Annotated in this window: 9 protein-coding genes; 6 read left to right on the forward strand and 3 right to left on the reverse strand. The window is 58.7% G+C overall.

The window, feature by feature from the left end; genetic code table 11:
- The first annotated feature begins 137 nt into the window (after positions 1-137).
- Together dnaK and dnaJ are read left to right on the forward strand one after the other, a co-directional pair.
- Positions 138-2066, forward strand: a complete 1929-nt coding sequence (gene dnaK, locus THALAR_RS16210) for a molecular chaperone DnaK (RefSeq protein ID WP_021102679.1) — start codon at positions 138-140, stop codon at positions 2064-2066.
- A gap of 87 nt (positions 2067-2153) precedes the next feature.
- Positions 2154-3296, forward strand: a complete 1143-nt coding sequence (gene dnaJ, locus THALAR_RS16215; RefSeq protein WP_021102680.1) for a molecular chaperone DnaJ — start codon at positions 2154-2156, stop codon at positions 3294-3296.
- A 438-nt stretch (positions 3297-3734) separates the two neighbouring features.
- Here dnaJ and THALAR_RS16220 read toward each other — a convergent pair whose 3' ends face one another.
- On the reverse strand, positions 3735-5993 hold the full coding sequence (locus THALAR_RS16220; protein ID WP_021102681.1) for an NADP-dependent malic enzyme: 2259 nt from the start codon (positions 5991-5993) through the stop codon (positions 3735-3737).
- 163 nt (positions 5994-6156) lie between these two features.
- Here THALAR_RS16220 and mutS point away from each other — a divergent pair, with 163 nt between their 5' ends.
- Positions 6157-8775, forward strand: coding sequence for a DNA mismatch repair protein MutS (gene mutS, locus THALAR_RS16225; protein ID WP_040819445.1), 2619 nt, complete (start codon positions 6157-6159; stop codon positions 8773-8775).
- Here mutS and THALAR_RS16230 read toward each other — a convergent pair.
- Complete coding sequence (locus THALAR_RS16230; RefSeq protein ID WP_040819447.1) at positions 8761-9303, reverse strand: nucleotide exchange factor GrpE; 543 nt, start codon at positions 9301-9303, stop codon at positions 8761-8763. The genes mutS and THALAR_RS16230 overlap by 15 nt on opposite strands.
- Before the next feature lie 17 nt (positions 9304-9320).
- Complete coding sequence (hrcA, locus tag THALAR_RS16235; RefSeq protein ID WP_021102684.1) at positions 9321-10382, reverse strand: heat-inducible transcriptional repressor HrcA; 1062 nt, start codon at positions 10380-10382, stop codon at positions 9321-9323.
- Between the two features lie 93 nt (positions 10383-10475).
- Here hrcA and rph point away from each other — a divergent pair, with 93 nt between their 5' ends.
- Genes rph through hemW form a run of 3 tightly spaced genes read left to right on the forward strand, consistent with a single transcriptional unit; the run spans position 10476 to position 12950 of the window.
- The gene (gene rph / locus THALAR_RS16240) at positions 10476-11189 is read left to right on the forward strand and encodes a ribonuclease PH (RefSeq protein ID WP_021102685.1); all 714 of its coding nucleotides are present in this window, start codon (positions 10476-10478) and stop codon (positions 11187-11189) included.
- A 2-nt stretch (positions 11190-11191) separates the two neighbouring features.
- Positions 11192-11803, forward strand: a complete 612-nt coding sequence (gene rdgB / locus THALAR_RS16245) for an RdgB/HAM1 family non-canonical purine NTP pyrophosphatase (RefSeq protein WP_021102686.1) — start codon at positions 11192-11194, stop codon at positions 11801-11803.
- Positions 11790-12950, forward strand: a complete 1161-nt coding sequence (gene hemW / locus THALAR_RS16250) for a radical SAM family heme chaperone HemW (protein ID WP_040819071.1) — start codon at positions 11790-11792, stop codon at positions 12948-12950. The genes rdgB and hemW overlap by 14 nt, the downstream gene beginning before the upstream one ends.
- Positions 12951-12953 lie beyond the last annotated feature (3 nt).

Consider the following 12953-nt stretch of genomic DNA (forward strand, 5'->3'; position numbering starts at 1 on the left):
GCAGCACCATAGGGCCAGCCTTATATACCTTTCGAATTCCGATGGGGCTACGCCCCCGGTTCAAATTTGGGATCGGAGCGCAAGCGCCAAAGTGGGCTTGTCTCCTCAACATCGCCGCGAAGAAAGGACCTACGCTAATGGCTAAAGTCATCGGTATCGACCTTGGTACGACAAACTCCTGCGTTGCCATCATGGATGGCTCTCAACCTCGCGTTATCGAAAACGCCGAGGGTGCGCGCACAACCCCCTCCATTGTTGCCTTCACAGACGACGAGCGTCTGGTCGGTCAGGCCGCCAAACGGCAGGCCGTGACCAACCCTGACAACACGATCTTCGGCGTGAAACGCCTGATCGGTCGCCGTTTTGACGACAAGGATCTTGCGAAAGACAAGAAGAACCTGCCCTTCGACGTGATCGACGGCGGCAACGGTGACGCTTGGGTTCTCGCGAAGGGTGAAAAATACAGCCCGTCGCAAATCTCTGCGTTCATCCTGCAAAAGATGAAAGAAACCGCCGAAAGCTATCTTGGTGAAGAAGTGACGCAAGCCGTCATCACCGTGCCTGCATATTTCAACGACGCCCAACGTCAGGCCACCAAGGACGCCGGCAAGATCGCGGGCCTCGAAGTGCTGCGCATCATCAACGAGCCGACGGCCGCTGCGCTGGCGTATGGTCTCGACAAGAAAGAGACCAAGACCATTGCTGTTTATGACCTTGGCGGCGGTACGTTTGACGTAACCTTGCTGGAAATCGACGACGGTCTTTTCGAAGTGAAATCCACCAACGGTGACACGTTCCTTGGTGGTGAAGACTTTGACATGCGCATCGTCAACTATCTGGCCGACGAGTTCAAAAAAGAGAACGGCGTCGACCTGACCAAAGACAAGATGGCGCTGCAACGTCTGAAGGAAGCTGCCGAGAAAGCGAAGATCGAACTGTCGTCCTCGCAGCAGACCGAGATCAACCAGCCGTTTATCTCGATGGACCCCAAGGGCGGCCAGCCGCTGCACATGGTCATGAAACTGACTCGTGCCAAGCTGGAAAGCCTTGTTGGCGACCTGATCAAATCGTCGATCAAGCCGTGCCAAGCCGCGCTGAAAGACGCAGGCCTGTCGACTTCCGACATCGACGAGGTCGTGTTGGTTGGCGGTATGACCCGTATGCCAAAGGTCATCGAAGAGGTGTCCAAGTTCTTCGGTCGTGAGCCGAACAAGGGCGTGAACCCTGACGAAGTGGTCGCCATGGGTGCCGCCGTTCAGGCTGGCGTCTTGCAAGGTGACGTGAAGGACGTGGTTCTTCTGGACGTGACCCCGCTGTCGCTGGGGATCGAAACCCTCGGCGGTGTGTTCACCCGCCTGATCGACCGAAACACCACGATCCCGACCAAGAAGTCGCAAATCTTCTCGACCGCCGAGGATAACCAGAACGCAGTGACCCTGCGGGTGTTCCAGGGCGAGCGCGAAATGGCCGCCGACAACAAGATCCTTGGTCAGTTCAACCTTGAGAACATTCCGCCCGCTCCGCGCGGACTGCCCCAGATCGAGGTGACCTTCGACATCGACGCCAACGGCATCGTTGAAGTTGGCGCCAAGGACAAAGGCACCGGCAAAGAGCAGAAGATCACGATCCAGGCTTCCGGCGGTCTGTCCGACGAGGACATCGAACAAATGGTCAAGGACGCAGAGGCCAACGCCGATGCGGACGCCGAACGCCGCGAGTTGGTCGAAGCCACGAACCAGGCTGAAAGCCTGATCCACGGTACCAAGAAGTCGCTGGAAGAGCATGGTGACAAGGTCGACGGCTCCACGGTCGAGGCCATTGAACTAGCGATCAAGGCATTGGAAGAGACGATGGACTCGAAAGATGCCGGCAAGATCAAAGGCGGTATCCAGAACCTGACCGATGCTGCGATGAAGCTGGGCGAAGCGATCTACAAGTCGCAGCAAGACGAAGCTGCCGCCTCCGCGCCTTCCGAGGACGAAGAGGCGGACGACGGTCCGCGTAGCGTTGACGAGGATATCGTGGACGCCGACTTCGAAGATCTGGACGACGACAAGCGCGCCTGATGGCGCCACGTCCTGAAATCAGAGACCGGCCCGATTATTTGGGCCGGTCTGAATGTTTCAGGGATCGAGTTTTTGGAAGGTTGATCCATGGCAAAACGTGACTATTACGAGGTTCTGGGCGTCGCGCGCGGGGCTTCGGCGGACGAGTTGAAAAAAGCCTATCGCACCAAGGCAAAAGAACTGCACCCCGACCGCAATTCCGACAACCCGAATGCGGAAGCGCAGTTCAAAGAGGCCAACGAGGCCTACGAAGTTCTGAAGGATGCCGACAAGAAGGCGGCCTATGACCGCTACGGCCACGCCGCGTTCGAGAACGGCATGGGTGGCGGTGGCCAGCGCCATGGTGGCAACGGCGATTTCTCCTCTGCATTTTCCGATGTGTTCGAAGACCTGTTCGGCGATTTCATGGGCGGCGGCGGTCAGCGTGGCGGACGCCAACGGGCGACGCGCGGCTCTGATCTTCGCTACAACTTGCGCATCTCGCTCGAAGACGCATTTGCCGGGATGCAGAAATCCATCACCGTGCCGACTTCCGTGTCGTGCACCGGCTGTGACGGCTCCGGCGCAGAGGGTGGCGCAGAGCCGCAAACCTGCCCAACCTGTTCCGGCATGGGCAAGGTCCGCGCGCAGCAAGGTTTCTTCACTGTTGAGCGCACCTGCCCGACCTGTTCGGGTATCGGCCAGATCATCAAGAACCCCTGCCGCACTTGCGGCGGCTCAGGCCGTCAGGAGAAAGAGCGCTCGTTGAGCGTCAATATTCCCGCTGGCGTCGAGACCGGCACCCGCATCCGCCTTGCCGGCGAAGGCGAGGCAGGTTTGCGCGGCGGGCCAGCCGGTGACCTGTACATCTTCATCGACGTCAAGGACCACGATCTATTCCAGCGCGAAGGCCTCGACCTATTCTGCCGCGTACCGGTGTCCATGACGACCGCCGCAATCGGCGGCGATGTCGAGGTGCCGACCATAGACGGTGGCCGGTCGCGCGTTAAAGTGCCTGCCGGTAGCCAGTCCGGCCGACAAATGCGCCTGCGCTCCAAGGGTATGCCCGCACTGCGCGGCGCTGGAACGGGTGACATGTTCATCGAGCTGGCAGTCGAAACCCCGGTCAATCTGACCAGCAAGCAGAAAGAGCTGCTTCGGGAGTTCGAGAAACTAAGCGAGGAAAACAACCCTCACCTTTCCAGCTTCTTCACCAAGGTCAAATCCTTCTGGGAAGATATGAAAAGCTAAATGAGGTGGGCAACTTGCCCACCTCTAGTTTTAGCCAAGGCGCTTACATTCAGAACACTTTGCTTTGCCGCCAGTACCGGAACGCAAATTTTCACGCTCAATGTTGTTGCCGGTGTTGCAGTTAGTGTCGTCGTGGTAGACAGGCGCTTTGACGGAGTGCCATGGACTCTTCTTGGCCATCGGTCATCCTTTCTCCAGCTTTGCTGGATCTAAAAAGGAACCGCCCTTGACAGCTGTCTAAATTTGGATTCTCATCCAAACACTTCATAGCCCCTGTTGACGGTTCCGTTACAGGTGAAGAAGCAGACGCTGTCTCGGGTCGAATCTTGGCAGCGTCTTTTCTTTGTCCTGCACAGTGTGGAATCCAAAATTACTTCGAGTCAAGCATATCGTTGCCATGATCGAATTATCTACAACATGTAGAGGCTGCCCATAAAGCTATCCCACGTTACATGCCGCCATCACCGCCATGTTCAGAATGTCGTTGGCCGTCGATGTCGTCGAACAAATCTGAACCGGATGATCCACACCGCTCAGGATCGGGCCTATCACGGTCGCGCCGCCCATTTCCTGCATCAGCTTGACCGAGATCGACGCCGAATGTCGCGCGGGGACGACCAGAACGTTGGCTGGGCCTGACAAACGACAGAACGGGTAATGCGCCATCACGTTGGTATTCATTGCGACATCCACGGTCATTTCGCCGTCATACTCAAAATCCACCCCGCGCTCGTCCAACACCTTTGTGGCGATATGCATCTTCTCGGCGCGCTCGCTGACGGGATATCCGAAGGTCGAAAAACTGACGAAGGCGACGCGCGGCTCCAAGCCCAGCGACCGCGCGGTCGCCGCGCCGCGTTCCGCGATATCGGCCAGGGTCTGCTCGCTTGGCCATTCGTGCACCAGCGTATCCGCTATCAAGACAATACGTCCGTTTCGTAACAGCGCGGTCACGCCCACGGCTCCGTCCTGGGGGGACACATCAAGTGCATGGTTCAAAAGCTCCAGCACATGCGCGGATTTTCGGGTTGCCCCCGTAATCAGCCCGTCGCCGTGACCATGCGCCAGCATCAGCGCCGAAAACACATGCCTGTCGCGCGCCGCAAGCCGGTGAACGTCTTGCGCGTCATACCCCTTGCGTTGAAGTCGCTTGTAGAGGAAGGCGCGGTAGGTATCCAAATGCTCGGTGTTGCGGGCGTTCACGATGGTCAACTCGCGGTATGCGTCCTCTAACCCGGCCGCCGTTAGCTTTTCCTTAACGTCCTCCTCCCGCCCGACAACCAGCGCCTGCCCAAGGCCCGAGCGTTGATAGGACACCGCAGCACGAAGCACGCGCACGTCGTCGCCCTCCGCAAAAATCATACGAGCGTTCTTTGTCCTCGCACGGTTGTGCAAGCCTTCGAGCATCGACGCAGTCGGGTCCATGCGCGACCGCAAGGTCACGGTGTAGGCGTCAAAGTCGACGATTGGTTTGCGCGCCACGGCGCTGTCCATACCAGCTTGCGCGACCGCTGGGGGAATTGTGTGGATCAGTCGCGGATCGAATGGCGTCGGAATAATATAGTCCCGCCCGAATGTCAGCTTGCTGCCATAGGCGACGGCCACCTCGTCCGGCACGTCCTCCCGCGCCAGCTTCGCAAGCGCCTCGGCGCAGGCGATCTTCATCGCGTCATTGATCGTGCGCGCCTGAATGTCGAGCGCCCCGCGGAACAGATACGGAAAGCACAGCACGTTGTTGACCTGATTGGGGTAGTCCGAGCGCCCCGTCGCCACGATAGCATCCGGCCGGACTTCGTGGGCATCTTCCGGCGTGATTTCGGGGTCTGGGTTGGCCATCGCGAAAATCACCGGATTGTCCGCCATGGACTTCACCATGTCTTGCGTCACCGCCCCTTTTGCCGACACGCCAAGAAACACGTCGGCTCCGGTCATGGCTTCCTCAAGGCTGCGATCGGAGGTCTTCGCCGCGTGGGCAGACTTCCATTGGTTCATCCCCTCGGTTCGGCCCTGAAAGATGACGCCCTTGGTGTCGCAAACGATGCAGTTGTCGTGCTTCGCGCCCATCGCCTTGATAAGCTCGATGCAGGCAATCCCCGCCGCGCCCGCGCCGTTGAGGACGATTTTGCAGTCCTCGATTTTCTTGCCGGTCAGATGAAGCGCGTTCAAAAGCCCCGCCGCGCAAATCACCGCGGTGCCGTGCTGGTCATCATGGAACACCGGAATGTCCATCTCCTCACGCAGCCGCTGCTCGATCATGAAGCATTCAGGTGCCTTGATATCTTCCAGATTGATGCCCCCGAAGCTGGGGCCCATGAGGCGCACCGCGTTTATGAATTCCTCCGGGTCTTCGGTGTCCAGCTCAAGGTCAATCGAGTTGACATCTGCGAACCGCTTGAACAGCACCGCCTTGCCTTCCATCACCGGCTTGGATGCCAGCGCCCCCAAATTGCCCATGCCCAGAATGGCCGTGCCGTTGGAGATCACCGCGACCATGTTGCCCTTGGTCGTATAGTCATACGCCGCCGCCGGATTGTCCGCGATCGCTTGCACCGGCACTGCGACGCCGGGGGAATATGCCAGGCTCAAGTCACGCTGCGTCGCCATGGGGGTTGAGGCCGTAACCTTCAATTTCCCCGGTGTAGGCTCCAGATGATACGAGAGCGCTTCTTCGTCGGTGACGCGATTTTTCTTGGACATAGGGGTTCCTTTGGTTGAGCCGGACCCAATTGTTACCCGCCTTACCCTCGCGCGACAACATCCCTCGGAATTCGGGGTTTCGCCGCCCCGCTTCGACCTTTAGAATCAAGGCGACACCACGGGGGGTGAATTCTTGAACGTCGCCAATGCATCTGTGACGCCAATGATGGCGCAATATCTGGAGATCAAAGCCCAGTATTCCGACGCGCTGCTGTTCTATCGCATGGGCGACTTCTACGAGTTGTTCTTCGACGACGCCGTTGCCGCTTCCGAAGCCTTGGACATCGCCCTGACCAAACGCGGCAAGCATCTGGGCAACGATATTCCGATGTGCGGTGTTCCTGTTCATGCAGCCGAAAACTACCTGCTGACCCTGATCCGCAAAGGGTTCCGCGTGGCCGTGGGCGAGCAGTTGGAAAGCCCTGCCGAGGCGAAAAAGCGCGGCTCGAAATCCGTCGTCAAACGAGATGTGGTGCGCCTTGTCACTCCCGGCACCCTGACCGAGGACAGCCTGCTAGAGCCGCGCCGCCACAACTTTCTTGCCGCCTATTGCGAAATTCGCGGCGATGGCGCGATGGCTTGGGTCGATATCTCAACCGGAGAAATGCGCGTCGCCTCCTGTTCGCGGATGCGCCTGTCACCTGAACTTGCGCGGCTGGCACCAAGCGAGGTGTTGGTGTCAGACACGGAATTCGACGACCTGCGCGAGATTGTGGAGGAAACCGGATCGGCGCTAACGCCGCTGAGCAAAGGAGGTTTCGACAGCACTTCCGCAGAAAAGCGCCTTGTTAGTCTCTATTCTGTCAGTTCTCTGGACGCGTTCGGAACCTTTGCCCGTGCCGAGGTTTCGGCTTTAGGCGCGCTGGTCGATTACCTCGACATAACGCAAAAGGGCAAGCTGCCCTTACTGCGCCCGCCAGTCCGCGAAGCGGCAAACAGGACCATGCAGATCGACGCGGCGACGCGGCGCAATCTGGAGCTGACCCAAACGCTGAACGGCACCCGTAAGGGGTCGGTCTTGGATACAATCGACAGAACCCTGACCGCAGGCGGCGCGCGGCTTCTGGATCGCAGGCTTTCCAGCCCCTCAACCGATCTGGCCGAGTTGACCGGGCGATTGGACGCGGTCGAGTGCTTTCGCAATGCATCCCGGCTGAGAACGGATTTGAGAACCGCCCTGCGTCGGGTGCCGGACATGGACCGTGCGCTGTCACGAATTGCCATGGGCCGCGGCGGGCCGCGTGATCTCGTGGCACTACGAACCGGTCTTGAACAGTGTCTAAACCTGCGGGATTTGCTGATTTCAGAGGCTTTGCCGGAGCAAATCCAAACCTGTGTCGCAGATCTGGTGGGTCATGAGGACACGTTATCGACGCTCCATAATACTCTGGTTGCGGAACCCCCACTGCTCGCCCGCGATGGCGGCTTCGTCGCCAACGGGTTCGACGCAGAACTTGATGAAATGCGCAAACTCCGTGACGAAGGCCGCAAGATCATCGCGGAATATCAAGCGGAGTATGCCAACGACACCGGCGTGTCCTCTCTGAAAATCAAGCACAACAACGTGCTGGGATATTTCATCGAAACCACCGCGTCGCACGCTGAGAAGATGCTGAAGCCTCCATTGTCGGAACGCTTCATTCACCGACAAACCACTGCCAACGCTATTCGCTTCACAACGCTGGAGCTATCGGAGCTGGAGACCAAGATCTTGAACGCTGGTGGTAGGGCGCTTGAGATTGAGCTGCGTATATTTAACAGCGTCTGCGAGGCGGTGCTTGAGGTGAGCGCGAGCCTTTTCGCCGCTGCCGCGGCGCTTGCCCAGCTTGATGTGTTCACCTCGCTCGCCGATCTTTCCGCGTCCGAGAATTGGGTGCGTCCGCAAATCGATGAGACACGCGCGTTCAACATTAGCGGCGGGCGTCACCCGGTTGTCGAGAAGGCGTTGAAGGATCAGGGCGCGTCTCCTTTTGTTGCCAACAGTTGCGATTTGTCCGCTGACGACGGCGCATCCAGCATCTGGCTGCTGACCGGACCCAACATGGCGGGTAAATCCACATTCCTCCGGCAGAACGCAATTATCGCCCTTTTGGCCCAAATAGGCTCTTATGTACCCGCCGATGCAGCCCATATCGGGCTTGTATCGCAGCTGTTCAGCCGTGTCGGCGCGTCGGACGATCTGGCGCGCGGCCGGTCGACATTCATGGTCGAAATGGTCGAAACGGCCGCGATCTTGAACCAAGCCGACGAGCGTGCGCTGGTGATCCTAGATGAAATTGGCCGTGGAACCGCGACCTATGACGGCCTTTCGATCGCATGGGCGACGCTGGAACACCTGCACGCGTCGAACACCTGCCGGGCGCTGTTTGCAACGCATTACCACGAATTGACCGCGCTAGCAGGCAAGTTGCCCGGCGTCGAGAACGCGACTGTGACCGTCAAAGAATGGGAAGGCGACGTCATTTTCCTGCACGAGGTCAAACGCGGAGCGGCTGACCGGTCTTATGGTGTTCAGGTCGCGAAACTTGCGGGCCTTCCGGCTTCGGTCATCGCCCGCGCGCGGGTCGTTTTGGAGCAATTGGAAAAAGGCGAACGCGAAGGTGGTACGCGCCAGAAAGCGCTGATTGACGATCTGCCGCTGTTCTCGGCTGCGCCCGCACCGCAACCTCAGATCAAGGCGTCGGCGGTTGAGGCCAGATTGAAGGACGTCTCGCCCGACGAGTTAACGCCGCGCGAGGCCTTGCAGCTTCTCTACGATCTGAAAGATCTAAGCCGGAGTTGACGAAACGCCGACCTGCGCAGGGCGCAACAGGCGATCGTGAAGCAAGAAGCCTTCCGACATCACCTGAATGATATCGCCCGCTTTGGTGTCGGGCAGAGGAGCCTCGAACATGGCTTCGTGAAGTTGCGGGTCAAACTTGTCGCCCACTTCCGGCATGATAGGCTCTATCTTGTGCTTGCCAAATACGTGGATCAGTTCGCGCAAGGTCAGCTCGACGCCCTCGAAAAACGCCTTGGAAGCGTCGCGCTGCGCTTCGTCGGCGGAGTCCAACGCGCGGCGCAGGTTGTCGTAGACCGGCAACATATCTTTCGCCAGTTTGGAGCCGCCATAGCTTTCAGCCTCACGGCGATCACGCTCCCCGCGTTTACGTGTATTCTCGATGTCAGCCAACGCCCGCAGAAGACGGTCCTTCAGCATGTCACGCTCTTCTACAAGCGCCTGAATCTCGTCGGCCTCGTCCGTTATGTCCACGGACTCGTCGGCCATAGCCTCCAAGTGATCCGTTTGAAAGTCGTCTTCTTTGTTCATGCCAGACATTTGTACCTCTAACCGCCGTCCGAAATCAGTTTGCCAACCATCTGCGCCGTGTAGTTCACGATGGGCACAATCCGCCCGTAATTCAATCTGGTGGGGCCAATGACCCCCACAGCGCCGATGATCTTTCGATCAGAGTTCATATAGGGAGAGACGACCAAAGAGGAACCCGAAAGTGAAAAGAGTTTGTTCTCCGAGCCGATAAAAATGCGCACACCCTCGCCTGCGTCGGTTAATTCAAGGAATTCGGCAATATCGCGCTTGCGCTCGAGGTCGTCGAACAAGGCTCGCACGCGGTCAAGCGCCTCTACATCGTCCGAGCCTTCAATGAGATTCGCGCGCCCACGAACGATCAACCGCTCGGTTTGCTCGCCTTCGTTTTCCCAAACCGCAAGGCCGGTTTTCACCAGATCCTGCGCCAGAACGTCCAGCTCCTGCCTGCGCGATTTGATTTCGCGGGCGATCCGGCCGCGTAACTCCGAAATAGTTAGGCCTACCGCAATCGCGTTCAGAAAGTTCGCGGCCTCGCGCATTGAGGACGGCGTTTGACCAAGAGGCGGCGTGAACACCCGGTTTTCGACATGGCCATCTGCAAAGACGAGCACCACCAAGGCGCGGTCAGCGGCGAGGCTGACAAACTCGATATGCTTGATCGGGGCCTCATGCTTGGGCGCTAAAACAAGGCTTGCCCCCTGCGTTAGACCCGAAAGCGCGGACCCGATGCGGTCCAGCATCACACCCACGTCGCGGTCGTTGCTGCCCAAAGTCGCGTCAAGTTTCTCGCGGTCCTGATTGGTGACCTCATCCATTTCCAGCAGACCATCGACGAACATGCGAAGCCCCGCTTGCGTTGGCAGGCGTCCCGCCGAGGCATGGGGGCTGTTGAGCAGGCCCAGAAACTCCAGGTCCTGCATCACGTTGCGAATGGTAGCAGCGCTGACGCTCTCGCTAAGGGTGCGCGTCAGGGTGCGCGAGCCGACGGGCTCGCCGGTCGCCAAATAGGATTCAACGATCCGCTGGAATACCTCGCGGCTGCGGTCGTTCATTTGTGACATGATGTCTTCGCGGTTCATTCTGGGCCTTACTCCGGTGTCACTCGTCCCAATGTGGCTTGCAACCAAGCCTATCACAAGGGTATCTGGGGCCGTTGCAACAGGAGAATTGCCATGCGCCCTTCCGGCCGCCAGCTCGACGAAATGCGTTCCATCATCATCGAGACGAATGTGACCCGCTACGCGGAGGGGTCTTGCCTGATAAAATGCGGCGAGACGCACGTGCTCTGCACCGCGTCGATCGACGAGCGCGTGCCATCGTTCTTGCGCAATTCCGGTTTGGGCTGGGTGACTGCCGAATACGGGATGCTGCCCCGCGCGACGCATACGCGGATGAACCGGGAGGCCAAGCGTGGGCAATCGGGCAGAACGCAGGAAATCCAGCGCCTGATCGGACGCGCCCTGCGTGCTGGCGTTGATCGTGTGGCCTTGGGCGAGCGGCAAATCGTGGTCGATTGCGACGTCATTCAGGCGGACGGCGGAACCCGCTGCGCTTCGATCACCGGCGGTTGGGTCGCGTTGCGGCTTGCGGTGAACGCGCTGATGAAGGCTGGAGACATCACCACAGACCCGTTGACCGATCATGTCGCCGCCGTCAGTTGCGGAATTTATGCGGGCCAGCCCGTTCTTGACCTCGATTACCCAGAGGATAGCGACGCCGGAACAGATGCAAACTTCGTCATGACCGGAAAGCTGGGCCTGATCGAAGTTCAAGGCTCTGCCGAAGGTGCCACATTCAGCCGCAGCGAGTTGGACAAGCTGATGGATCTGGCGGAAAAGGGCATCAACGAGCTGACTCAAGCCCAAAAAGCCGCTGTCGAAGGCTAATCATGCGGAAGTTTACGGACGATACGCTTCTTGTGGCCACCCACAACAAGGGCAAGCTGGAAGAGATTTCCGCCTTGTTAGAGCCTTTTGGCATCAAAGTTGTGTCTGCATCGGACTATGATCTGCCGGAACCCGAAGAAACTGAAACCACCTTCGTAGGCAATGCCCGCATCAAAGCTCATGCCGCCGCGAAAGCGACCGGACTTCCAGCACTGTCAGACGATAGCGGGATCGAAGTTGACTGTTTGGACGGCGCACCCGGCGTCTATACCGCCGACTGGGCGGAAACTCCGAGCGGGAGGGACTTCGACCTAGCGATGACACGCACATACAACGCAATTCTTGACGCTGAGGCTACTCCGCCCTGGAACGCCAGATTTTGCGCCACGCTCGTGTTGGCTTGGCCCGACGGCCATGACGAGGTTTTCGCCGGAACCATGGAGGGCCAGGTCGTTTGGCCGATGCGGGGTGAGCAAGGGCACGGGTATGACCCGATCTTCCAACCGAACGGCTATGACATGACGTTTGGCGAGATGGATCGTTGGGAGAAGAACAAGATCAGCCACCGCGCCAACGCGTTTGCCAAGCTGGTGGAAGCCTTTGAGCCCGAGTAACTGGCAACGCGCCGGCTTCGGCGTCTACGTTCACTGGCCCTTCTGTCTGGCAAAATGCCCCTACTGCGACTTCAATAGTCACGTGTCGTCCAACGTGGACCAGACCGCTTGGGCAGACGCCTACCAGTCCGAGCTTGACCGGCTGGCCGAGATGACGCCGGACCGGATCGTCAGCACGGTCTTTTTCGGCGGCGGCACGCCCAGCCTGATGCTACCTGACACCGTTTCGGCCGTAATCGAGCAGATTCGCAAGAACTGGAGGTGTAGCAACGACATCGAGATTTCGCTGGAGGCAAACCCGACATCCGTCGAGGCGACTCGGTTCAACGGCTTCCGCGATGCCGGGGTGAACCGCATATCCATGGGCATTCAGGCGCTTAATGATGCAGATCTACGATTGCTCGGGCGCCGGCACTCCGTCGATGAAGCGGAGCGCGCGTTCGACACAGCAAGAAGCATATTCGATCGCGTCAGCTTCGATCTGATTTACGCCCGCCAAAACCAGACCGCTAAGGACTGGGACGCCGAGCTTGCGCGGGCATTGACGATGGCTGCGGATCACCTGTCGCTCTACCAGCTAACGATTGAGGACGGCACGGCCTTTGGCGATCGCTTCGCACGCGGCGGATTGCGTGGGTTGCCCAGTGACGACCTGTCGGCTGATCTGTTCGAGATCACGCAAGATATGACTGCGGCGGCCGGCTTTCACGCTTATGAGGTTTCAAACCACGCCCAACAGGGGCAGGAATCGCGTCACAATCTAATCTATTGGCGCGGCGGAGATTATATCGGCGTGGGCCCCGGAGCGCATGGCCGCTTCGATGTGAATGATCAGCGACTGGCGACGGAAACCTACCTGATGCCGAATAAGTGGCTAAGCACGGTACGGGAGCTTGGCACCGGAGAAAGTAAGGTAGAGGTGTTGTCGCGCGAAGAACAGGCGTTGGAGTATCTACTTATGTCGTTAAGGCTTGCCGAAGGATGCGACTTGGAAAGGCTCAACAGCTTGGATGAAGGCGCGATTTCTGATATTAAAATCAATAGCTTAGGTGACCTTGGTCACATCCGGCGCGAGGGATCGAGGTTAATTGTCCCGCCACAGTCCAAAATTCTACTCAACTCGATCCTGACCGAACTCGTGTCCTAGCGC

This window comes from Litoreibacter arenae DSM 19593 (assembly GCF_000442275.2).
GTDB lineage: Bacteria > Pseudomonadota > Alphaproteobacteria > Rhodobacterales > Rhodobacteraceae > Litoreibacter > Litoreibacter arenae.